Origin of the sequence: Bartonella gliris (assembly GCF_045277155.1) — a bacterium.
Classification (GTDB): Bacteria; Pseudomonadota; Alphaproteobacteria; order Rhizobiales; family Rhizobiaceae; genus Bartonella; species Bartonella gliris.
Map to the genome: position 1 here is coordinate 1,396,904 of NZ_CP123962.1, position 24,427 is coordinate 1,421,330.

The 24,427-nt window shown below is 39.2% G+C and carries 18 protein-coding genes; 13 read left to right on the forward strand and 5 right to left on the reverse strand.

Annotated elements, in window-relative coordinates:
* Window positions 1-599: 599 nt before the first annotated feature.
* The 3 genes from QHG54_RS06225 (at window position 600) to QHG54_RS06235 (ending at window position 3,485) form a co-directional block, all read left to right on the forward strand.
* The gene (locus tag QHG54_RS06225; protein ID WP_406604035.1) at window positions 600-1,532 is read left to right on the forward strand and encodes a prephenate/arogenate dehydrogenase family protein; all 933 of its coding nucleotides are present in this window, start codon (window positions 600-602) and stop codon (window positions 1,530-1,532) included.
* A 591-nt stretch (window positions 1,533-2,123) separates the two neighbouring features.
* Complete coding sequence (locus tag QHG54_RS06230; protein WP_317993994.1) at window positions 2,124-2,978, forward strand: YihY/virulence factor BrkB family protein; 855 nt, start codon at window positions 2,124-2,126, stop codon at window positions 2,976-2,978.
* 12 nt (window positions 2,979-2,990) lie between these two features.
* Window positions 2,991-3,485: a YaiI/YqxD family protein gene (locus tag QHG54_RS06235; RefSeq protein ID WP_317993993.1), complete on the forward strand. Its 495-nt coding sequence runs from the start codon at window positions 2,991-2,993 to the stop codon at window positions 3,483-3,485.
* A gap of 2 nt (window positions 3,486-3,487) precedes the next feature.
* Here QHG54_RS06235 and QHG54_RS06240 read toward each other — a convergent pair whose 3' ends face one another.
* Window positions 3,488-4,186 carry a TlpA disulfide reductase family protein gene (locus tag QHG54_RS06240; protein ID WP_317993992.1) on the reverse strand — a complete coding sequence of 233 codons (699 nt, stop codon included), beginning with the start codon at window positions 4,184-4,186 and terminating at the stop codon, window positions 3,488-3,490.
* A 32-nt stretch (window positions 4,187-4,218) separates the two neighbouring features.
* On the opposite strand from QHG54_RS06240, the gene argH reads away from it, so the two are divergent.
* From argH to QHG54_RS06265, 5 genes are all read left to right on the forward strand, one after another.
* Window positions 4,219-5,619, forward strand: a complete 1,401-nt coding sequence (gene argH / locus QHG54_RS06245; protein ID WP_317993991.1) for an argininosuccinate lyase — start codon at window positions 4,219-4,221, stop codon at window positions 5,617-5,619.
* Between the two features lie 59 nt (window positions 5,620-5,678).
* The gene (locus tag QHG54_RS06250; RefSeq protein WP_317993990.1) at window positions 5,679-5,858 is read left to right on the forward strand and encodes a hypothetical protein; all 180 of its coding nucleotides are present in this window, start codon (window positions 5,679-5,681) and stop codon (window positions 5,856-5,858) included.
* An 8-nt stretch (window positions 5,859-5,866) separates the two neighbouring features.
* Complete coding sequence (gene lysA / locus QHG54_RS06255; protein ID WP_406604036.1) at window positions 5,867-7,147, forward strand: diaminopimelate decarboxylase; 1,281 nt, start codon at window positions 5,867-5,869, stop codon at window positions 7,145-7,147.
* Window positions 7,148-7,273: 126 nt separating this feature from the next.
* Window positions 7,274-9,697, forward strand: coding sequence for a TIGR02302 family protein (locus QHG54_RS06260; protein WP_317993988.1), 2,424 nt, complete (start codon window positions 7,274-7,276; stop codon window positions 9,695-9,697).
* A 221-nt stretch (window positions 9,698-9,918) separates the two neighbouring features.
* Complete coding sequence (locus tag QHG54_RS06265) at window positions 9,919-10,713, forward strand: methyltransferase domain-containing protein (RefSeq protein ID WP_317993987.1); 795 nt, start codon at window positions 9,919-9,921, stop codon at window positions 10,711-10,713.
* Between the two features lie 42 nt (window positions 10,714-10,755).
* On the opposite strand, the gene QHG54_RS06270 is transcribed toward QHG54_RS06265, so the two are convergent.
* On the reverse strand, window positions 10,756-11,439 hold the full coding sequence (locus QHG54_RS06270; protein ID WP_317993986.1) for a response regulator transcription factor: 684 nt from the start codon (window positions 11,437-11,439) through the stop codon (window positions 10,756-10,758).
* Between the two features lie 235 nt (window positions 11,440-11,674).
* Here QHG54_RS06270 and QHG54_RS06275 point away from each other — a divergent pair, with 235 nt between their 5' ends.
* Window positions 11,675-11,863, forward strand: coding sequence for a hypothetical protein (locus tag QHG54_RS06275; RefSeq protein WP_406604037.1), 189 nt, complete (start codon window positions 11,675-11,677; stop codon window positions 11,861-11,863).
* A gap of 610 nt (window positions 11,864-12,473) precedes the next feature.
* On the opposite strand, the gene QHG54_RS06280 is transcribed toward QHG54_RS06275, so the two are convergent.
* Window positions 12,474-12,902, reverse strand: a complete 429-nt coding sequence (locus QHG54_RS06280; RefSeq protein WP_406604038.1) for an EVE domain-containing protein — start codon at window positions 12,900-12,902, stop codon at window positions 12,474-12,476.
* A gap of 478 nt (window positions 12,903-13,380) precedes the next feature.
* The gene (gene tsaD, locus QHG54_RS06285; RefSeq protein ID WP_317994085.1) at window positions 13,381-14,475 is read right to left on the reverse strand and encodes a tRNA (adenosine(37)-N6)-threonylcarbamoyltransferase complex transferase subunit TsaD; all 1,095 of its coding nucleotides are present in this window, start codon (window positions 14,473-14,475) and stop codon (window positions 13,381-13,383) included.
* Between the two features lie 379 nt (window positions 14,476-14,854).
* Between tsaD and QHG54_RS06290 the strand changes: the two genes are divergently transcribed.
* The 4 genes from QHG54_RS06290 (at window position 14,855) to QHG54_RS06305 (ending at window position 19,668) form a co-directional block, all read left to right on the forward strand.
* Complete coding sequence (locus QHG54_RS06290; RefSeq protein ID WP_406604039.1) at window positions 14,855-16,042, forward strand: COG4223 family protein; 1,188 nt, start codon at window positions 14,855-14,857, stop codon at window positions 16,040-16,042.
* Window positions 16,043-16,053: 11 nt separating this feature from the next.
* Window positions 16,054-17,613: a heme biosynthesis protein HemY gene (locus tag QHG54_RS06295; RefSeq protein ID WP_406604040.1), complete on the forward strand. Its 1,560-nt coding sequence runs from the start codon at window positions 16,054-16,056 to the stop codon at window positions 17,611-17,613.
* An 89-nt stretch (window positions 17,614-17,702) separates the two neighbouring features.
* Window positions 17,703-18,449 carry a glutamine amidotransferase gene (locus QHG54_RS06300; protein ID WP_317993982.1) on the forward strand — a complete coding sequence of 249 codons (747 nt, stop codon included), beginning with the start codon at window positions 17,703-17,705 and terminating at the stop codon, window positions 18,447-18,449.
* A gap of 160 nt (window positions 18,450-18,609) precedes the next feature.
* Window positions 18,610-19,668 (forward strand): DUF2125 domain-containing protein, encoded by a 1,059-nt coding sequence (locus QHG54_RS06305; protein WP_406604041.1) that lies wholly within the window; start codon window positions 18,610-18,612, stop codon window positions 19,666-19,668.
* Here QHG54_RS06305 and QHG54_RS06310 read toward each other — a convergent pair.
* Window positions 19,665-24,374 (reverse strand): NAD-glutamate dehydrogenase, encoded by a 4,710-nt coding sequence (locus QHG54_RS06310; protein ID WP_406604042.1) that lies wholly within the window; start codon window positions 24,372-24,374, stop codon window positions 19,665-19,667. The genes QHG54_RS06305 and QHG54_RS06310 overlap by 4 nt on opposite strands.
* Window positions 24,375-24,427 lie beyond the last annotated feature (53 nt).

Sequence of the window (24,427 nt, forward strand, 5' to 3'; positions counted from 1 at the left end):
ATCAATCTGTCTAATAAAAAGAATTTTGAAGGTGTTATTGTTATCGGTCCTTCTGCTTGAGCGCGCGCGTTTGCCTTATATTTGCTTGATTTACGGTGTTGAGGGGAAAATCTTTTAGAATTACAGTATCTTTTTGTATGCGTTTTTTAGCGGAATTTTTAATATTTGAAAAAGTTGTGTTGATTGTTGCTGCTTTCGTTTTATGCAATGTAACTTAAGCACTTTGTGAAATCTTGATATCTGCTTACTCTTTGAAGAGCTTTTAGGTAATAAAACTTGAGATATTTTATGCAGGGCGCTTGTTATGATTGATCAAAAACTTATGAAGCATTTATTGCTGTGCAGCAATGAATTGACAAATTTTAGAGCTTGATGTTACGTTTTTTCTTACCAATAGGGGGGTATTTTTCAGGTAAAAATGATCTGTTAATGGTTTGCACAGATGACTAATGGATGGCGCATGTTTAATGATTCATTTTCTTTTGTCGGTTTCTTTTGTCGATTGTGGTTTTTTAAATGTTTGATACATAACTCTTGAACAAATAGACGGACATATTTTGGCTTTGTTGCCATTTTCAAAGAGTTTTTAAAGGTGAAAGATGGTCCATATTCAGTTTGAAAAAATAGCACTCATTGGAATCGGTCTGATTGGATCTTCTTTAGCAAGAGTGATTAAAAAGAAAAATCTTGCGGCTCAGATTTCTATTGCAACACGTCGTCCAGAAACCCTAAAAAGGGCGCGCGAATTGGAACTTGGGGATTTTTATACGACAGATAATGCAAAAGCTGTTGAGGGAGCAGATTTAGTTATTCTTTCTGTTCCCGTTGGGGCCAGTGCAGAAGTAGCAAAAACTATTCGTGATCATTTAAAACCTAGAGCGATTGTGAGTGATGTTGGTTCTACAAAAGCGTTGGTTATTGCAGAAATGGCACCTCTATTGCCAAAAACGGTTCATTTTATTCCGGGACATCCAATTGCTGGAACTGAATATTCAGGACCGGATGCTGGTTTTGCTGATTTATTTATGAATCGCTGGTGTATTTTAACGCCTTTTGCTGAAAGTGATGCTACGGCTATAGCGCAATTGACAGCGTTTTGGGAAGCTTGTGGTGCGCGCGTCGAGAAGATGGACCCTAAACATCATGATCTTGTTTTGGCTATTGTTTCGCATTTGCCGCATTTGATTGCTTATAATACGGTTGGAACGGCGAGTGATTTAGAAAAGGTGACAAATTCAGAAGTCATTGCTTATTCTGCTTCAGGTTTTCGTGATTTTACCCGTTTGGCATCTTCTGATCCCGTTATGTGGCGCGATATTTGTTTGCATAATAAGGATGCTATTTTAGAAATGTTGAGCCGTTTTAGTGAAGGGCTTTCTTCTTTAGAACAGGCAATTCGTTTGGGCGATGGTGAGACACTGTTTAATTTTTTTACGCGTACGCGTGCTGTACGGCGCAATATTATTGCTGCTGGACAGGAAATTGATGCTCCTGATTTTGGGCGTCATAGTGTTTCTAAAGAGTCCGCGTAAAAACTGAAGAGTTTTTTGAATTTCATTGGTTTTTTCTAGAAATCTATGAGAAGTTTTGTTTTAAAGTCATGGATTGCGATAAAAAAGAGTGGTGATTGCTCTGATACAGATTACCATGACTTTAAAAGATTTTATATGTGCAAGATTATTATGCTTGGCTCTTTATAGGGAATAGATGTACAAAAAAGATCACTGATCTATAAGAGACAAAAAGAGACAAAAAAATTAAGTCGTTGTAGAACTTTATAGAGTGAGCTGTTGTTTTTGTTTTCATCTAATGGCTGTTTGTGAATAATCTCACGTGGTGTGTTTATGCTTAAATCGCTTTCCAGATGCAGACGTGTGCATTTATCTTATCAACGATATCGATAGTTGGCGTGTACAGATCTCCACTCTCTTTGGCCCTTAATGAGAAAACTTTTTTGATTCGTTCTTTTCTGTTTTGGTATCGAGTGGGGCTTGACCGTCTTGGTTATTACCCTTTATATTAAAACATTGAAAAATGTTTGTTTTCAAAGTTTTGATGATTTTTATAAGGCTTGAATAGGATAAAATAGGCTAAGGAAGGGTTTTACCAGAAAGTATTGAGATTTGTTAAGAAATATCTTTTGGTATAGCTATCGTGTTCTTTTTGATGCAATAACCCATTATTGGCGTGATAACGGGAGTGCTTTTGCAAGCCATATTGCGCTTTCTGGGCTTTTAGCATTTTTCCCTTTTTTTATTTTTGGAACTTCTCTTGCCAGTTTTCTTGGTGCTTTTACATATACGCCGCAAAAAATCAAAGCACTTGTGCAGTTATTGCCCGACGTCATTGCAGAGCCTTTATCTAAGGAAATTATCAATGTTTTGACCGTTCAGCGAGGGGGATTGTTGACTGTTTCTGTTATCGGAGCAGCTTATTTTGCCTCTAATGGAATAGAGGCTTTACGTACGGCTTTAAATAAAGCTTATCGTGTGGTTGATAAACGTAGTTTGTTATTTTGTCGTTTTCAAAGTTTGTTTTTTGTGATTGTTGGAGCCATTGGTCTTGTTGTGATCAGCTTTTTGTTGATTTTAGCACCTTTGTTGATCAAAAGTATGCAAAATTATTCCTTTTTCAGGACCGAATATATTGGTGTCATTCGTCTATGGCGTTACATAATCGCAGCTGTTGTTCTCTTTGTAAGTCTTTTGATTGTTCATAAATGGCTACCAGCAGGGCGTCGGAAATTGATAGATATTTTACCAGGAATTGTGGTGACAATGTTTGTGTGGTTTATGGCTTCCATTGCTTTTGCTCAATATTTAACAATGTTTAATTATATTTCCACCTATGCGGGGTTAGCATCTATTATGGTTGCCATTATTTTTCTTTACATTTTAAGTGCAATTTTTATTTTGGGAGGAGAAATAAACGCGGCAATAATGTTTTATCGTAGACATTTGCAATATTTAGATGAATGAAAGAACTTGTTGTTGCGTGAAAGCCAAGAGACAAATACACAAATAAAACCTGCTATCACTTTGTTGGTTGATGCGGATGCTTGTCCCGTAAAAGCTGAAATTTATCGTGTTATGAACCGTTACCAGCTTAAAACATTTCTTGTAGCAAATCGTTTTTTGGTTCTTCCAGATGAGGTGCTTCTTGAAAGGGTAATTGTCCCTGAAGGGACTGATAGTGCAGATAATTGGATTGTAGAGCATGTGCATGAGGCTAGTATTGTTATCACAAGTGATATTCTTTTAGCGGCACGTGTTGTGCGGGTTGGAGGTATTTGTCTTTCACCGATAGGGCGCATTTTTGATGTAAATTCAATTGGTCAAGCTTTAGCAATGCGCAATTTGATGGAAGATTTGCGGGGACAGGGCAGTATAGCAGGCGGACCCCGCCCTTTTTGTCGTAAAGACCGTTCTGCTTTTTTATCAGCGCTGGATCTCGTTATACAACGTTTAAAAAGGCGCGGTTATTAAAGTTATTGGGCTTCTTTAATAGCTGCTTTTATAAGTGCTTTGGCATCTTCATTGGCCCATGGAGCGGCTCCATTAAAGGAAGCAATGAGATATCCCTCTTTATCGATGAGAAATGTGATAGGCAATCCTAAAGCAAGCCCTTGTTTTCTAACATTGTTGAAAATATCCATTGTTTCATCGCGATAGTAAAGCAAATTCTCTGCATGAACATTCTGTAAAAATTGCTGAATTTTTTCAGGAGAAGCAGCTTTATCGATATTAATAGCTATAACATCGAAGTTTTCTCCCCCTAATTCACGTTTTAATTGCGCCAATTCTGGCATTTCCGTGCGGCATGGTAAGCACCAAATGGCCCACAGATTGATCAGTATCGTTTTTCCAGTAAATTCAGCGAGTTTATGCTCTTTTCCTTGAATATCTTTAAAAGAAAGTTGCGTCATATTTGAGGGCGTATCAGTGAATCGCATGTGGGCAAAAAAGCCTTTCGCTGCTTTTTTTATTGCCTCTATTTTTTCCATTTGTGTTTTTTCAGTGTTTGTTTGTTGTGCTTTTGCTTCTGAAATAAAATAAGAAAAGAAAAACTCTCTTTTGTTATCGTGGTTTGTTGTTGCGTATAAACTTAAGGCAATGATAAAGAATGCAAAAAAGGATTGCCTTTTTTTATTGCTATTGTTTTTGCTGATGAAAATTGGAGCGATCATAATTTTGTCCTTTTAATGGGTGCTTTTAAAGTATGACGGATGAGAAATTAAAGAACCAAATGTGGGGTGGCCGGTTTTTGGCAGGACCTGCTGCAATTATGGAAGAAATTAACGCCTCTATTGATTTTGATCAAAAACTTTATCGGCAAGATATTGAAGGTTCACTTGCTCATGCGGCAATGTTAGCGCAAACGAAGATCATTTCACAATCAGATTATGAAAAAATTGTTCATGGTTTAAAATTTATTCGTCAAGAAATTGAAGACGGTAAATTTGTTTTTTCACGAAAGCTTGAAGATATTCATATGAATATTGAAGCGCGGCTAAGCGAATTGATTGGTCCTGTAGCAGGGCGTTTGCATACGGCTCGTTCACGCAATGATCAGGTTGCCGTTGATTTTCGCTTGTGGGTGCGTGAAGCAACGCAAAAAATAGCACAAGCTTTAAAAGAATTGATAGAGCAATTGCTTATTCGAGCAGAACAACATGTTGATACATTTATGCCAGGCTTTACGCATTTACAGTCCGCACAACCTGTAACATTTGGCCATTATATGATGGCTTATGTTGAAATGTTTGGTCGGGATTTATCTCGTATGCGTGATGCGGTTGAGCGAATGAATGAGTCACCTTTAGGTGCTGGAGCTCTAGCTGGTACAGGCTTTCCGATTGATCGTTTTATGACAGCTGAAGCATTAGGTTTTCGTGAGCCGACACGCAATTCGATTGATAGTGTTTCGGACCGTGATTTTGCATTGGAATTTTTAAGTGCTGGTGCTCTTTGTGCAATGCATCTTTCGCGGTTAGCCGAAGAAATTGTCCTTTGGTCAAGTGCACAGTTTCATTTTATTCGTTTATCGGATGCTTTTTCAACGGGTTCATCCATTATGCCACAAAAGAGAAATCCTGATGCTGCCGAACTTGTGCGTGCAAAAGCAGGACGTCTGAATGGCGCATTGATGGGATTATTAACGGTGATGAAAGGGTTACCCCTTGCTTATTCGAAGGATATGCAAGAAGATAAGGAATATCTGTTTGACGGGGCTTTAAGTTTAGAATTATCTCTAGCAGCAATGACAGGGATTATTGGTGATTTGCAAGTTAATAAAGAAGCTATGAAACAAGCCGCTGATTCTGGCTATGCAACTGCAACGGATTTTGCCGATTGGCTTGTGCGTGAATTAGGGCTTCCTTTTCGTGAAGCACACCATATTACGGGTCGCGCTGTGGCATTAGCAGAAAAAAAACAATGTGGTCTGAATGATTTATCGTTGGTTGAGCTTCAAACAATATGTCCAAATATTAATGCGGCACTTTTTGATGTTTTAACGGTTGAAAAATCAATTAAAAGTCGCAAAAGTTTTGGTGGTACTGCGCCTTCAGAAGTGCTTTATCAAATTGCTTATTGGAAAAAACGCCTTGTAACCGCTTGAGTGTTTTGATTTCAAACGCAGAAAATAAAGAGAAACACTGATAAAAAGGAAAAAGGCGTATGGAGATCATTTTAAAGAGTTTAACAATTGTCCTTTTGGGAAGTGTTCTTATCGTTGGATGTGGGCGTAAAGGGGTATTAGAATTGCCTCCTTCAACAGGAGTGAATTCTTCACAAGGAGCATTTGTTTCTCAAGGCAAAACAGATCAACCTTTTGTTCTTGATCGGTTGATACAATAGGGGTTTTTATGTGTTTTTTTTCTTATCATCAGGGTGTGCTTCACGCTGAAGGTCTTTCGCTTTTGGAACTTGTGCAGAAGGTTGGAACGCCTTTTTATTGTTATTCAGCTAGCGCAATCGTTGCACATTTTAAAGATTATCATGATGCATTTCGCGATATGCCGAGTTTAATTGCTTATGCGGTTAAAGCGAATTCCAATCAAGCGGTTTTACAACTTTTAGCCAACAATGGAGCGGGGGCAGATGTAGTCTCAGAAGGGGAATTACGACGCGCACTTGCTGTTGGTATTCCTGCACAGCGCATTATTTATTCTGGTGTTGGTAAAACAGTGCGAGAGATAGACTTTGCTCTTGCACAAGATATTTATTGTTTTAATATTGAATCAGAACCAGAACTTGAACAATTATCGGCGCGTGCCGTTGCGCTTTCAAAAACAGCACGTATTTCTTTGCGCATTAATCCAGATATAGATGCTAAGACTCACAAGAAAATTACAACGGGAAAGTCTGAGAATAAATTTGGTATTCCACTGTCGTTGGCGTATGATGCATATAAAAAAGCAGCTCAATTGCCTGGTCTTCATGTGTGTGGTGTTGATCTCCATATTGGCAGTCAAATTTGTGATTTAAAGCCGTTTGAAGATGCGTTTGTTATTGCTGCAGATTTTGTGCGTCAATTATGGAATAGTGGTTATGTCATAACCCATATCGATATTGGGGGCGGGCTTGGTATTCCTTATGGTCATGAGCAGCATCCAGTGCCATCTCCTTTTGATTATGCAGCACTGGTAAAGAAACATATTGCGCCTTTAGGGATCAATATTATCCTAGAACCTGGGCGTAGTATTGTTGGTGAGGCCGGTGTGTTGGTGACATCGGTTGTGTATTTAAAAAGGGGGGAAGGACGAAATTTTGTTATTGTTGATGCGGCGATGAATGATTTCATGCGCCCGACGCTTTATGATGCGTGGCAGAATGTGATGCCAGTGAAAAAAATGCCAATAGATACCCCACTGATCAATGCTGATATTGTTGGTCCTGTTTGTGAAACTGGTGATTATTTAGGATTGGAACGCTCTTTACCGGTGTTGAAAGCGGGTGATGTTTTGGTGTTAACAGGGGCGGGGGCTTATGGTGCAGTGATGGCAAGCACTTATAATAGTCGACTTTTAGTGCCAGAAGTTCTCGTTCAGGATACGCGTTATGCAGTCATTCGTCCACGCCTTGATTATACGCAATTGATAGGATGCGATCATATTCCAGATTGGATTGAGCCCAAATTAGATTGAGCATTTTTAAATATTTTTGGTCTTATTTTTATTAAACTTTGATGAAACAATTTATTTTCTGGAAATTGTCTTATATGCATTTTATGATTTCAATTCACCGCTGTAAAAGGGGACAAATATTTGTCTATGAAAGATGAAAACATCAAAAGTTTTGCAAGAATGAAGCTTTTGTGTGTACGCATTTTGATGTGGTGTATCCTCTCCTTTGAGCGGCTATGGTTACGGTTGTTGCCGTTTTTCCTAGTCTTGAGTGTTTTTTGTTCGCTTAGTTGGTTTGGTATTTTTGGTGTTCTGAGGTATTGGCCACATTTACTCTTGCTTGGGCTTATACTTTTTTCTGCTATGGCAAGTTTGTGTTTTCTTCTTCATTTTCGGTTTCCGACTGTTGGGGAAGTTAATCGCCGTCTTGAACAAGTAAATGGCCTCAAAAATCAGCCTTTAAGCGTTCAAACAGATCGTTTATGTCCTGAAAGTGATGAAGGTTTTAGTGCGATTGTTTGGCGCGAACATCAGCGCCGTATGGCGGAGCAATTGTACCATTTAAAAATAGGATTTGCCTATCCTAATAGTGCGGCTTGTGATCCTTTGGCTTTGAGAGCTTTATGTGTTCTCCTTTGTGTGTGTGCTTTTAGTTTTTCTTTTGGCTCATTAGGAGGGCGTTTGGCAGATGCGTTTGATTTCCGTCCTTTAGTCGATGAAACATCAATGCGGATTGATGCTTGGGTAACACCGCCTGCTTATACGGGGGTTGCACCTCTTTATTTAACACAAGGTGAAACAACACTGTTTACAGTTCCTGAAGGGAGTGACGTAGTTATACGCGTTGTTGATGGTGTTGGCGTTAAGGTAAAAGCGCGCTCTGAAGAGGATGGGCAAGAGGTTTTGTTTTCAAAAAAAAGCAATAAAATGGTTTTTAATGATCCAATTGTTCATTTGGAAACACGCTTAGAACGTTCAATTAATTTGTCTGTATCATCACGTCGTAAGCAACAGCAGTGGTATTTGCAAGTGATTAAGGATCAGCTCCCGACAATTCATTGGTTGGAAAAACCTGGGCGAATTTTGACTGGTTCATTAGAGCTGCAGTATGAGATGAATGATGATTATGGAGTGACAAAGGCTTTTGTTGAAATAGAACCTTTTCTTGATTCCCATAAAAATACGGTTTCTCTTTATAAAGCACCTGAAATAAAACTTCTGTTACCGCGTAATGGAAAGGGTAAAATGCGGATGGTACAGGATGTGTCCAATCATCCATGGGCTGGTTTAGAAGTCAAAATTACTTTGGTGGCAGAAGATGGAGCTGCACAGCAAGGTCGTAGCAAAACTTTTGTGATGACTTTACCGCAGCGTGTTTTTTCGAATCCTGTTGCTCGTGCAGTGAGTGAATTGCGTCGTTTATTGGCTCTTAATCCTTTAGCGCGAGAGCGGGTACTCGATATGCTTTCTGCTTTGCTGGTGCGTCCAGAAGATGGTCTTAAAAATGTAACGCATCTCCTTGCCCTACAGAGCGCATGGACAAGGCTTTCTATGGCAGAAACAGAGGAAGATTTGCGCGATGTCGTCGATTATCTATGGCAGATTGCTTTGGGTATTGAAGACAATCAATTTGAATCTGTTCAGAAAAATTTAAAACAAGCACAAGCTGCTTTGCGTGATGCACTTCGCTATGGTGCTCCAGCTACAGAAATCGAACGGCTTATGGCGGATTTACGTCAAGCTATGGATAATTATATTCACGCTTTGGCTGAAAAGGCACAAGACAATAATAGCCGTTCTCGTCGTCCTAATCTTTCAGGAGAGACATTACAGGAAAAGTTAAATTCAATAGAAGAAATGGCCAAAATCGGTTCCTTTTCTGCAGCTGAACAGTTATTGGCTGAAGTTGAACAAATTCTCGATCATTTGCAAGTGCAAAAAGGCAATCAAGGTGGAGAGAAGAGCGGAAGCCAATTTGCACAAATGAAAGAGAAAATGGATAAGCTTGGAGATTTGATGCGTCGTCAGCAAGAAATTCTCAATGAAACACATCAGTTAGAAATGGAACAACGACGTGGAGAAAATGTGCCGGAAAAGCAAAATGAATCTTTAAAAAAACGTCAGGCTGAGTTGCAGTCTGAATTATCAATGTTAGAAAAAGAATTGTCAGAGCAGGGGATTGAACAGAGTGATGCCTTGAAAAGGGCAGAAGAGAAAATGAATTCTGCAGAAATTGCTCTTGATCACGGAAATCATCAAACATCCATACAAAATCAGTCAGATGCTTTAGAAGCTTTAAGGCAGGGCGCACAAAATGTTTTAGAAAAAATGCGCGAAGTCCTCAAAAAAGCAGGAGACAATCACAATACTGTCTCTGGGCATGAAGAAGATCCATTAGGACGTCCACTTTCTTCAAAGTCTGATCAAGGGCAAGAAGGTGCGGCACTACCACAAGAAAGTGATCAAATGCGTGCGCGGCAGATTTTGGAAGAAATTCGCAAACGCCTTGGTAAGGAGCATATTCCAGAAGTGGAAAAAAACTATCTTGAAAGGTTGCTTCATTTTAATTAATTAGTTGATTTTTTTTCTTAGACAAAAAGCGTACACTAGAGGCCTTTATGGGATGCATCTTATCATAAATATAATCAAGTGCGTTGGTGTAGTGATCATGGAAATGTTCTGTACTACTTTTAGAGCCATTTGGGTTTAAAATATGAAATATTAAAGTTTTCACTATTGCGGAGAAAAGGCAAAGGTCCATATAAGTTGGGGTATATAAAAGCCTGTGATGTTTGAAATTTTTTTCTACACGGTATGTTGAATTGGATATAGTCACACTTAGAGATTTTTATGCTTCTGCTCTTGGTATGCGTGTGCAGAAGACGCTATGTGACCAGTTAAATTTATGTTGGCCCGATCTTGTTGATAAACGGGTCATGGGTTTTGGTTATGCACTTCCTTATCTTTCTGCGTTGCGTACACGTGCACAACAATGTTTCGCTTTTATGCCTGCTGGGCAAGGTGCTTTGCCTTGGCCTTGTGCCGATAAGGTAGCTACAGCACTTGTTTTTGAAGAGGATTTGCCGCTTCCTGATGCTTCAATTGATTGTATTTTATTGGTTCATGCGCTTGAATATACAGAAAATGCATTTGAAACACTGAATGAAATATGGCGTGTTTTGGTTCCCAATGGTCACCTGATCGTTATTGTTCCTAATCGCTCCGGTTTTTGGGCGCGCCATACTTCAACCCCCTTTGGTTATGGTGAGCCTTATAGTCGGCAACAAATTGCTCGTTTATTCGAAAAAACAAATTTTATTTCTGGACCAGTGCAAGAAATTGTACATTATACACCTTCTTCAGGTTATGTTTCACAATTGTTTTCATTGCTTTATGAACCATTTGCACGTCATCTTTTACCTTATTTTGGTGGGCTCTTAATCTGTCAGGCTCAGAAACGTGTTCATCAAGGTTTGCTTGTTCAGCGTCGCCAGTCACGGCGTGTTTTTATGCCTGCGTTATCACCACAAGCACGTGAGAGCTCTCTCTCGTCTTGGTTTCGTTTTTCTTTCACAGAGAAAAATTGATGGCATCAAAATTGTTTTTCAAGCAGTAACTGTGAACGAAATTTAAAGATTAAGACGATATCCGTTGTGATCCGTAATGAGAATTTTTGCATTGGAAGAATCTTTTTCCATTTTTTGTCGCAAGCGATAGATATGGGTCTCTAATGTGTGGGTGACAATATTTTCGCTGTATCCCCAAATCTGTTCTAACAGTGTTTCACGGTTCACAATTTTGTCGTTTGTGTAATAGAGGTATTTCAGAATTGCTGTCTCTTTTTCTGTGAGGCGAATTTGGTTGTTATCTTGATCAATGAGGAGTTTTTGTCTAGGTTTAAAAGTATAAGGACCAATGTAAAGAACTGCATCTTCATTTTGTTCGTATTTGCGCAATTGGATGCGGATTCGTGCTAACAGTGTTGCAAAGCGAAAGGGTTTTTTGACATAATCATTGGCGCCTGCTTCAAGATCTAAAATGGTATCGCAATCTGTATCATGATTGGTGATCATGATAATGGGAGCACGAAATCCTTGAGTGCGTAATTTTTTAACGGCTTTAAGTCCATCAAGATCAGGGAGTTCAATACCCAAAATGGCCAGATCAATATTTTCCTCTTGGGCTGTTATTATCCCTGCTTCAGCTGTTTTCGCTTGGAAAACTTTAAATTCTTTATGAATTTGCAATTGTTCTACCAAAATAGGGCGAAGATCATCATCATTTTCAACGATTAAAAGGGTATGTCTGTTCATTTTTTTTCCTTATAGGGTATGTTAATGCCCCAATTGACAAAGAGTAGTTTCATGAAAAATGAGATCTCATGCAAGGAGAATTGAAAAAGAAATCCTATAAAAAAAACTTTTTTACTTTTATGGTTGTTTGCTGACAAGCAAATAATTGTATGCAGGTTTTCTGTGGACTGATCAGAATCATTTTTTTGTACTCTAGGATGGTTCGGTATTTCTTCTGTTAAGCGCGAAGGTGATAATGCAATTCTTATTATTCCTTCTCACGGTTTTATTTTGCCTTTTCATTGCATTCGAAACCAAGGTGGTTGGTATGGCTTGTGGTGATGCCAATTATAATCGCTTGGTACGTCTTTCTTATTTTAATTGTAACAGTTCTAAAAAGATGCAGCATAAAGAGGGTCTTTATGGAATTGTTTTTGTTTTGTAATGGAAGAGTACAGAGCAGAAAATGGTAAGAGAGAGTGCTCTTTTTATGCGTGTAGTGCAATAAATTATATGCCAACAAAGGATGTATTGCGCTCGTTCTTTGCGGTATGGAATCTCTCTTGCCGCATATTGGCGGACAAACAAAAATTATTGTTTTAAGTTGGAAGCATTTCTTTCTTTATTGTCTTCTTTTAGTTCTGCTTTGTGGTTTTCAAAAGCATCTTAAAGTAAGATCTTTTAAATAATGAAGATTACATAGAGCCTCAGGTTTTTGTTTTTCGCTTTCCTCTCAGGTAGGATATCATGCTCTTTTAAAAGAACAATACGCGATTATGCTGTTCATTTGCATATTTATTTTAAGAAGCACTGTACCTTGCATTCAATCTTACTTCTTGGGTACCGTTCATGAATGGTATAAAGTAAAATCTTCCGAGTATCACTCTCCTTACACTGATGAAGTAATATATCTTGGCAGTGCTATCATTGTATTTTCCACACATCAATTTCTCTTGTGAGGAGTAAATAAATGGTTTTTGGTTCTGAATAAGAGCGGTGGAGACAAGAAACTGTTGCTGTATTTTGTATTTTAAATAATAAAATATTATTATAAATCAATATGTTCTTATCTTAAGATTGCCCATTAAACAAATTTCTTTCCATTCATCTTTTGTTACAGGTTGCACTGATAAACGACTGGCATTGACCAACACCATATTTACCAGTTTTGGATTTGCTTTGATCTGTTTTAATGAAACAGGGGTTGGCATATCACAGACAGCCCGAATATCTACACATTCCCAACGTGGATCAGGGGTTGTAGAATCAGGGTGCGCTTCAGCACAGACTTCTACAATGCCCACGATTTCTAATCCTTTATTTGAATGATAAAAAAAGCCTTTATCGCCATATTTCATGGCACGCATATTGTTACGAGCTTGATAGTTACGTACACCATCCCATTGTTCGCCCTCAGCACCTTTTTGTTTCTGCATGTCCCATGACCATTTGTGGGGTTCAGATTTAAAAAGCCAATAAGCCATGAGATCTCCTTTTATAGACAGGGTTGCATTCATACGTCATGCATACTTTTTATAAGCATTTATTAAGCATTTATATAGCACCATCAACAATGATTTTTGATTTAAAATGTTGTTACTTCCTTTTTCGAAAGAGTAGAATTGTAGTGAAAGAATGAATTATGCTTTTTAGGTGTTTTTTATGTTGTGTGAAGCTGTTTTGACTTAAACTTCACTGTCAGCAGAAAGCACACGGGGGTGTGGAAGGGTAAGCTTAAAGTAAATCGCTAAGTATGCGAAGTTTAACCATTCTGTCGACAGTGGTTTGGAAAGTTCATTCAATATAGTATTTATAGTATTATTGAGTTGGAAAAATGTGGCAAGAAAATCAGTTTTCGAAAGGTTAAGGGTCTACAGTGATAATGACAAAAGATGAGGTATCAAATGGTGGTAGTTCATGCTTTGCTTCGTGGTGGATAATATAAGCGCTAATCTGTTTTTCTTATGCTTTTGTTCCACGGCGTCCTGTCCCGATTAAAGGAATGGCTTTTTCATCCAATGGCCAGCGTGAACGAGGGGCAATGTCAAGGGAACTTGTTTCTCCCCGTGCGAGCCGTTCAGCACCAGCAAAAGCGATCATTGCAGCATTGTCAGTACACAAAGAAAGAGGGGGAGCTATAAATTCAAAACCGTGTTGATGAGCGAGTTCTTGCAACGTAGATCGAATGGCTTGATTAGCACCTACTCCACCCGCAACAACTAAAGCAGGAGGACGACGTCCTTGATAATGCGAAAGAGGATATTGATGGGCAAAGTGTTGTAGAGCCAAATTAACGCGGTCATACACTGTATCGGTAACGGCTGCTTGAAAACTAGCCGCAATGTCAGCAACATCACTTTCTGTGAGAGGAGCCATGGCTGTCGCAGCTTGTCGAACAGCAGTTTTGAGTCCTGAAAAAGAAAAATCCAACCGTTTTTCACCTTTTAAAGGTCGTGGAAGAGGGATACGATTTTTATCACCCAATAAAGCCGCTTTTTCAAGAGCAGGGCCGCCAGGATAAGGAAGGCCTAAGAGTTTTGCTGTTTTATCAAAAGCTTCTCCTAATGCATCATCAATGGTGGTTCCTAAACGCTGGTAATTTCCCACCTCGTGAACAAGGATTGTTTGTGTATGACCACCTGAAACTAACAGCAATAAATAGGGAAAATCGACATTATGCGTTAGGACGGCTGTTAAAGCATGTCCTTCCAGATGATTGACGGCAATAAAGGGTTTGCCGGTGGCAAGAGACAGTGCTTTTGCGCTCATAACTCCTACCAAAAGTCCTCCTATCAAACCAGGACCACTTGTGGCTGCAATGGCATCGATGTCTTTCAATTTCGTATTCGCTTCTGTAAGTGCTTTCAAAATTAAATCATCGAGAATTTCAACATGAGCACGAGCAGCAATTTCAGGGACAACACCGCCATAAGGTGCATGATTATCAATTTGGCTCCAAACAATATTGGAAAGAATTCGACTGTTTCCTTCATGGTTGTGTTCGATAACTGCAGCCGCAGTTTCATCGCAACTTGTTTCTATTCCTAACAGACGCATTTCAGACAAAACCTTATGTTTAAGCTTCTTTATTGTGTGGGTACCACGGACAAGCAAAGATGCAAAGAACTTCTCGTAAAATTGATTTTTCATTGAAAAATCAATTTTAACTCTTTTTTTGATATAATGGCTCTGTTGACCAAAAATTAAGGTATGTTTTTCAGTATAAAATGATGATGTGTTTCTAAAAAGGTTGTTTATCAAAGTATATAACTGTAAATGCCTCTAATGGGGATAAACTCTTGAGAATTTTGATGAAGAAATACTCTTGATAAAAAAAGTGTAAAACAAGATGTGTTATTTGAGAAATGCTTAATTTTTAAAGCTTTTTTCATTTTGTTATTTTATCGTTAAAAATAAGTACAAAAAAGTGGCTGAGATGGCAGATTCTTCAAAACCTAAAATTAAATCGCATTACACTGATGTTCGTCGTAAGAAATCCGTGATTGAACATGAAGACGTGGCCCATGATTCAGAGCAAAAAACACAAAACTCCGTAGAATCGAATATGATAGAAAAACAGAGCGAGCAAAGTACACAGTGTAAACTGATGTCTGATATACCTTGGCTTTTTTTGCTAATTTCAGGAATTGTTGGTGGTCTCATCGCTTTGGGTCTTGCGATAGTTATACAATGGGCAGGTTTTCTTCCTTCTTCTTTAGGGGGTGATCATGCTGGTGGAGAAAAAGCTTTACAGATTGCGGAAGCAGCAAAAAGTCAAGGTGAAGAGACAATGCAGCAATTGGGGCATGCGCTTCAAGAAATTGATGCATTGAAAGCAGAGTTTTCTTCTTTTTCATCACAAAAGCTTGGTACTTTTCAAGGTGATGAAACTTCACAAGAAGAAAGCAAAAAAGCCTTTGCAGCTTTAGAAGAAAAAGTAAGTGGTCTTGAAGAGTATGTGTTAACTTTAGTGAGCGTATCAAAAGAGATGAAAACGGCTTTGTCCGCTGGGCAGAGCAATGCAAATGATCTTGCTGCTTTAAAGCAAAAGTTAGAGATTATGCAGGAAGAAATTGTTGCTAAAAGTGATGAGAAAGAAAAAATAAATACTGCATTGTTTATTGCAATCAGTTCGTTGAAAAATGCTATTGAGCGTGGTGGATCTTATGTCAACGAATTGAAAATATTACAGCAATTATCGCCTTCAATTGAAGGATTTGATCTGTTACAAAAAACAGCCACGATAGGTCTTCCAAGTTCAGCACAACTTTCAGTTGATTTCGCTCGTATTGCGGATGCTATTGTTGGTACGCAAAATAGAGTTGCGTCAGATGCTGGTTTTTTTGAACAGATTGGGGCATGGATAAAAGGTCTGGTTATTTCACGGCCGATTGGAAATGTTGAAGGTATGACATTAGGGGCAATTGCGGCGCGGATGGAAGTTGCCATTCAAACGGGTGATTATGAAAAGGCTTTGAGTGAGTGGCAAACATTACCCCAAAGTGCAAAAGATGTTTCTGTAGATTTTGTTCATCAACTTGAGAGACACATTGCTGTTCATCATCTTCTCCAAAAGTTGCTGCTGTCGGCGCAACAAGGATCTTTTAAGGAAACAAAGATGTAAATAGGCTCAAGATGATACGTATTTTGATTTATACTTTTGTTGTATGTGTGCTTGGTCTAGCTTTTGGGTGGGTTGCTAATCACAATGATGTTTTTGTCATAACATTTTTACACTTTCGGTTTTCTATTTCATTGTTGACGCTCTTAAGCGCGTTCATTTTATTCCTTGGAATTTTCGTGCTTCTGTGGTGGTTTTTGTCTGTGCTTTTTTCCATCCCTAGAGCTTTATCTCATTATTTTTATAAACGCCATCAAAAGCGCGGTTATGAAGCTCTTTCACAGGGAGTCCTTGCAGTATTTGCTGGTGATGGTGTTGCAGCGCAAAAGATGGTGGCACGTGTTGAAAAATATCTTGCGGGTAATCATGAGCCGTTGGTCAAGCTTTTACAAGCCCAAACTTTGTCTTTGCAAAATAATTCTGTTCGCGCTATTGGTCTTTATGAGGAGATGAAAAAGGAAACACCGACAAAATTGGCAGGGCTTTATGGTTTGTTTCGTGAAGCTATGAAGACGAATGCTTATGAAGCAGCGCAACAATATGCACAAGAAGCATTGGTTTTATCACCAGCACTTTCATGGGCACATCAAGCCGTGCTCGATCAGCTGAGTGCTAACGGGCAATGGAACAAAGCACTTCATGTTTTTGAGCGGGCGCAAAAGGCTTTGCCCCGTTCTGTTCGTTCGAATGTCGAGCGTCATCATATACAGGCTTTGCTGTTAACTGGACAGGCAGCTCATCTATTTAACACGCATCCTTTCGAGGCACGTACAGCTATTTTGAAAGCACATAAATTAGCGCCTGATTTTGTGCCTATAACAGTGATTGCTGCTGATATTCTTTATAAACTCAATGAAATACGTAAAGCTGATAAAATGATTATTGCTGCTTGGCAGAAAGATCCTCATCCTGATTTGGGAGCACTTTATCTTGAAAGAGAAGAGGGAGCCGTTGGGCGGTTAAAAAAAGCGAAGACACTTGCTTCTTATAATAAAGAAACATTTGAATCTGCGTTCCTCATTGCTAAAGCTGCTCTAGATGCTGGTGAAAGGGTGTTAGCGAGAGAACAGGCACAAAAAGCGCTTCGGTATCATCCGCGCGAAAGTGTTTATTTGTTGCTGGCAGATATTGAAGAAGCGGAAGGGAATAATCAGGGAGCGGTTCGGCAATGGCTTTCTTTGGCATTGCGTGCTGAGCGTGATCCAGTATGGATGTGTGACGGTGCTATTTTTTCTTCTTGGTCAGTGGTTTCTCCAATAAGTGGGCGTTTAGGATGCTTCGAATGGAAAGCGCCTCCCTGTCGGCCTCCTCTTACATTAGAGGCTGATAGTATTGAGCTGAAAAAAGAAGATAAACAAGATATCGTGGAAAAAACTGTTGTTGAAGGTAAGTTGCTTGAAGATGTATCGGCTTTAGGGGATAGTCTTTTGTATCATGTCCAGACAAAAGAGCAAGATATAAAGAAAAAAGATAAAGAGCTATTTAGTCAAACACATTTAAATGTTGATGATCCAGGGATTAAAACAGAAGAAGATGATGCATTTTTATCAAAAAATAAATTTCGGTTATTTTAAAAAGAAGAACTATGGTGAATATTATTCATCGAAATTGTTCTTTTGATTAAAATTAAACTTAACTTAATTGCAGAGGTGCTTGGTTAGAAATGTTTTTGATACAAAAGTGTGATGGCAAAAAGCAAAAAAACAGCAAGCCAAGAATAGCAGTCGTTGTTCATCGCCAATCTACATATACTGGTCGTTTGGGAAAATTTTTGCAACAGAGTGGTTTTGTTCTTGATATTTATCGTCCTATTTTGGGGCAGAAACTTCCTGATACATTAAAGTATTATGCTGGCGTTGTCATTTTAGGAGGACCGATGAGTGTGAATGACAGCGAAGCATATATTGGTGAAGAAATTGATTGGATTTCTTTGTCATTGAAAGAGAATAAGCCTTTTTTAGGCATTTGTCTTGGAGCACAAATGTTAGCGCGAAATCTAGGGGGGCGCGTTGGTACAAGAAGGGATGGGATTGTTGAAGTCGGTTGGTATCCATTGGAGGCAACCCCACAAGGTAAGGAATTAATGAATTGGCCAGAAATGGTCTACCATTTTCATGATGAAGGGATCTATGATTTACCTAAAGAGGCAGTGCTTTTGGCAACAGGTTACACATATCCTACACAAGCTTTCCGTTATGGAGAAAATGCATGGGGGTTGCAATTTCATGCTGAGTTCACGCGTGCTATGATGCGGCGTCTGATAGCGCGTTCGGCGCATAAATTGACCGAAAAAGGTGCTCAGCCGGCTTGCGCACATTTGAAAGGTCGCTTAATCTATGATCAGGCTTTAAGCCAATGGTTTGAAAATACATTGCGACAAATTTTTGGTGTACCTATTATGTTCGCATGAGTGTTAAGAACACTGTTTATATTGAGTGTCATTATTAGATAAGGGAAGTTTTAATTTTGTCTATGTTTTCTCAATTGACGTCATTCCGGAAAAGTCTTTCTTTGAGCTATCTGCTTTGTGGGCTTTTTTGTCTTATTCTAATACTCGTTTATAGCTCGGTTTGGTTTTTTTTTCACGTAAAATAGAAGATCGTATTTCCGTTATACTCGCACATGCATCTTCTCGTGATATGACAGTTGTGTGCGAACATCTACGCAAGAATGGTTATCCGTTACGTATTGGTGTTGTTTGTGATAAATTTCAGTTTGCTTGGCCTTTGCATGGATTTTCTTTATCAACGGGGCGTTTAACAGTTGGTGCACCAGTTTATGCTCCTCATTGGGTAGAGTTTGGGGTTCATTCTCCTGCTTCAATTGTTTTGGCAGGAAAAGCTCCCATAGTGTCACACTGGCGCAATTTAGTGATTGAAGCAGAACCTTATTGGAGAACGGGCAAAACATTTAAGCTTATGGCTGAGGGCCTTGAAATTTCTACTGTTGTGTCGCCTTTTGAAAATCAGAAATTTCAGAAAGTGTTGAAATCACAGGCGGTAGACAAAAAAATACTGCAAGAAAATGTTGAAGATCGCGCATCTTTAAACGATGCTGATGATATGATTGTGCATCTGCTAGATCAAAAAAATGCAGCCCTAACAATAACAGCAGAATTTGTGCGATTTTATCTTAAGCACGAGAAGAATAATTTATTGGGGCATATTACTTTTGATAGTTTTGATCCTTCTTCGTTTCTTGCACCTTACTTTGTTGATTTTCCCAAAATTGATGGCAACTTGAAATGGATTCTCAATGATGCATCCAGTCTGTTTGATACAAATGGTGGAAGCAGTTGGAGGCAAGGTTTGTATGGGAAAAGTGGATTTTTAAAACGCGGTGAATTGATTTTTCATACGGGTGGTGTGGTACATGTAAGTGGACCTTTTTCTTTTGACGATAAAGGATATTTGTCAGCAAAATTTGAACTTGCTTTTGCTCAATATACAGAATTTCTGACTACTGCACAGCGCTTATTTCCTGCGCAAGCGAACAATCTTCAAGCTTTATTTTTTATTTTGGGCGCTATGCCTAAAAATGCAGAGGGTCACCCCGTTCTATCTTTGCAGATTACCCATGGGGTGGCAAAATTGGGGTTCCTAAAACTTGGCCGTCTTGCACCGCTTTAAGTCTGAAAGGCAGTGTTTTGGAGTTGGGCAATCAATCCTGCTGCAAAAGTAAAGCGAGAAATATTGAGATCATTTTCAATAAGGGCACCAATGCGGTTTGTTACATTGTGAATGTGATCTTCTTCATTTTTGATCCAGGTTGCGAATGGATCATCTTTTTCTCCGTAGTTTTTCAGGATTTTCTTAACGATTTGCCGTAAGCTTTCGGCAATATTTTCTTTAGCTTGGCTTAAAGCCATACTATCATAATAATCAAGTACAGGAATTGTTTGGCTTGCTTCATTAATGCGGTTCATACGAATGATTTGAGCAAGTGAGAAATAGATTTTTGCGGTTTTAATAAGGTCGCTGTTGCTTTGTTTTGCAACCAAAGAAATATCACAAATTATTGGTGCAGCATCTAAGAGAGCCAATTGTTTTGCTAGAGTTTTTGGTGCACCTTCTTCATTATAGTGTGCTGCTTTTTCTTTAATTTTTTTATGAATATCATTACCGTTGGGGTGCATAAGCTGTTTTTCAATAACAGATCGCGCTTGCTTAATTGTTTTTACAAGTTCTTCTAACGGAACAGAGAGATCGATATTGCGCAAACCCCAATTGGTTGTCTCAAAGAGCATCGCGGTAATGGCGGCATAGAATTTATTTTGAACAAGACCAGGTATCTTATTATCAAGATTATCAATCTGGTCAGATAATTGAGGAATTTCAAAACCATCGCACAGTGTAATAAAAACGCGAATAATATTTTCAGTTTTTTGTTCTGTTGCATCTTTGAGGCGATTAACAAAAGTAGGACCTCCGCGATTTACAATATCATTGGCAATGAGAGTTGCTATAATATCACGACGCAACTGGTGATTGATGATTTCTTTCTCAAAATTTTTCTGAATTTGGGTTGGAAAATAATTCAGCAAGATTGTATCGAAATAACACTCATCAACAATGGGACTATGGGCGATTTCTTCTTGCAGAGTTAATTTGGCATAAGCCAAAATCACAGCAAGTTCTGGACGTATAAGTCCTTGTCCTTGGGTTACTCTTTGGCGCAAAATTTGCTCATCAGGGAGAATTTCAACTCTACGATCCAGAAGCTTCTTCTGTTCCAGATCATGCATAAAGCGTATCTGATAAGGCAAATCGACAGTGCTTTGGCTTTCAGCCAAGGAAAGAGCAAGTGTTTGTAAATAATTGTTGCGTAGAACTAGCTGCTCAACTTGTGGGGTCATTTTTTTCAGGAGTTCATCGCGCGCTTCGCGGGTAAGCGTTTTTGTGCGAAGTGCTGAGGCAAGAACAATTTTGATATTGACCTCAACATCAGAACAATTCACTCCTGCAGAATTATCAATGGCATCTGTATTGCATCGCCCACCGTTTAAGACATATTCGATCCGGCCACGTTGTGTAACGCCAAGATTAGCTCCTTCGCCAATAACTTTTGCACGTACTTGATCTCCAGTAATGCGTAGTGCATCATTAGCACGATCCCCTACTTGTGTATTGGTTTCTGTTGTTGCACGTATATAAGTACCAATACCGCCAAACCATAAAAGATCAACAGGTGCTTTGAGAAGTGCAGATATAATTTCAAAGGGTGTTCCTGTTTGTTTTTCGAAGCCAATGGCTTGTGCTGCTTCTGGTGAGAGAGTGATGGTTTTCATTGTGCGTGAGAAGATGCCACCGCCCTTTGATAATTTTTTGTGATCATAATCTTGCCAACTTGAGCGAGGGAGTTGAAAGAGCCGCATACGTTCTGCGTAGCTTTCAGCTATGTTTGGATTTGGATCAATAAAGATATCGCGATGATCAAAGGCAGCAATAAGTTTTGTTTGTTTGGAAAGCAACATTCCATTTCCAAAAACATCACCGGACATGTCGCCAACACCGACACATGTGAAGGGGGTTGTTTGGATATCGTGATTAAAGGATTCTCGAAAGTGTCTTTTAACTGCTTCCCATGCACCTTTGGCAGTAATCCCAATGGCTTTGTGGTCATAGCCTGCTGATCCTCCAGAGGCAAAAGCATCATCAAGCCAAAAGTGGTTTGCTTGGCTGAGGGCGTTGGCAGTATCAGAAAAAGTTGCAGTGCCTTTATCGGCAGCAACAACAAAATATGGGTCATTGCTATCATGACAGATTATATTGTCGGGTGGGATTACTTCACCGTTAACCAGATTGTCGGTAATGGAAAGTAAAGCCGTTATAAAGTCAATATAAGTTTGTCGCGCGGCTTCTGTTACTATGGCACGGTCGCTGGTTTGGGGAAGGCGATGAGGATAAAATCCACCTTTTGCGCCTACAGGAACGATCACCGCATTTTTGACCTGTTGGGCTTTGACTAAATCGAGTACTTCGGTGCGGTAATCTAGTGCACGGTCAGACCAACGAATTCCGCCACGGGCAATAGGACCAAAACGTAAATGAACACCTTCAACCTCTGGTCCATAAACAAAAATTTCTCGATAAGGACGTGGTTCAGGCAAACCTTCAATTTGACGTGGATCTAACTTTGTTGCCAGAATGCGTCGTGGATTGCCATCTGGAAGAGAAGTAAAGGCATTGGTTCTTAAACTCGCAACAATGAGATTGCGATAACGGCGTAAGATGAGATCATCATCTAAACCTGGTACATTTTGCAATTTTTCTTCAATGCGTTGATAAATGATTTGTTGGTTTTTTTCCCGCTCTTTTTCTGTATGGCTTTGATGAAATTTCAAGTGAAACAAGGCATAAAGATCTTGGGTAATATCAGGATAGGCATTTAAAGTCTGGGCAACACGTTTTTGTGAATAAGGAATCCCAGCTTGTTGGAGATAGCGTCCATAATGGCGCAAAATAACAATTTCGCGCCAATCAAGCCCAGCTGTTTGGGTTAAACCATTAAAAGCATCATTATCAGCATTTTGGGCCCAAATGGCTTCGAATGTCTCGGCGTGCTTTTGACCGTTTTTGTCGAAATCAATGCACAGTTGGAAAGCACTTTCCAGTTGCATATCATGAAGATATACACAGTGTCCGTTGCCATCTGGTAATTTAAGTGTTTGTTCAGCAATAACCCGAAAACCCATATTTTCAAGAAGTGGTACGCGTTTGGAAAGGGCAAGCGCTTCATAGCGGTGAAAGAGCTTAAGGGAAATACTTCGTTTTTCTTTGTTGTGTGCGTGATAAAAAGTAACGAAAAGAGGTTTTTTATCATTAAGATTTAGAATATGGCCTGCATCTTCAATTGCATTTTCAGCCGAGAATAGGTCACGATAGCTGTTGGGAAATTGGCTGGCTAAACGCATTTGTTGGTCTGTTGCTTTGTGGGTAAGGGCTATGCTCTGAACACTGTCTTCCCAGTTGCGCGCTATGGAACGAACATTTTGTTCAAGTACTGTGCGTTCAACAACAGGGGCGCTTTCGCTCCCTTTGCGATGGATGATATAATGAACGCGGATGAGCGTGCTTTCTAAAAATAACGGATAGGATTCAAAAAAGTCACCTTTGTAAAGCCCAACGAAATGTTCGCCAATTTTTTCGCGAATATTGCTGCTGTATTGGTCACGGGGCACGTAGACAAGTATAGAAACAAAGCGCCCAAAAGAATCAATATGGGCGAGTACCCGTAGGCGTGGACGTTCGTCTAATTGCATGATAAGTTTGGCATTTTCTGTTAATGTATCAACATCAGAGCGAAACATTTCATCTCTTGGATAGGTTTCTAAAACACTGATGAGTGCTTTTCCAGAATAGTCAGCGCTGTTGTATCCAAGGCGTTGAATGATGGTTTTTGCTTTTTCTTTTAAGAAAGGGATTTGTGAGATAGAGCGTGTATAAGCTGAGGAGGTAAATAACCCTACAATGCGCAATTCTCCACACAGCTTGCCTTCTTTATCAAAGATTTTAAGACCAATATAATCGAGCCAAATAGGACGGTGAATTTTTGAACGGCTATTGGCTTTCGTCACAATAAGAAGGTTATCGCTTTCCATAAAGGATAAAATTTCTTGGGGAGGTTCTTCTACACGTGCATCACCAATAATACGAATAGAGGCATCGGTGAGAATACCAAGTTCAATGTCGCTCGCTCTAAAGGCTTTTGTGGGTTCTTGGTCTTTGATGAAGTCATAAGTGCGCATGCCAAGGAAGATGAAGTTATTGTCCATCAACCAGTTAAGAAATTCAATGGCTTTTTCGCCTTCTTGTTTATAGTGTACTGGGAGATTTATTTGATAGGCGTGGATATGCTTTTTGACTTCTTTAAGCATAGGTTCCCAATCTTGTACAGCAGCATTGACCTGCTCAAGAACTAAGGCGATTTCATCTTTGAGCTTTTGTATCTGCTGTTCGTTTAATGACTCGATATGAATTTGCATGAGGCTGATGCGTTGTCCGGAGACACAATCAAGGACGGGGTGTGCAATCAAATAAATGTGATTTTTGTGTTGATTGAAGATATTTAAAATGGAATCAAGAAGGAAGGGTTTGTTATCATTGACAAGCGTGATAACGGTTATAGGTTTGTTGTTGCGGGTCAAATTTTGTTCAAAGCAGATGGTACTTTTTCCTGCTTGATGGAGATTGAAAGCTTTAACCGCGGTGGTTGCAGCTTTTTGGAGCTCTTTGTTCTCATAACAGGCGATATCTTCTTTATCAGTGTGAGCAAAAAGGATTTGTTCTATTTTATCTTGATTATTTTTTATCTCTGATGCTTTTTGTTTTATCACAATAATTTTCCCTTTTTTACTCTTGGTAGTCTCTTTTTTTATTAAGCATAGGC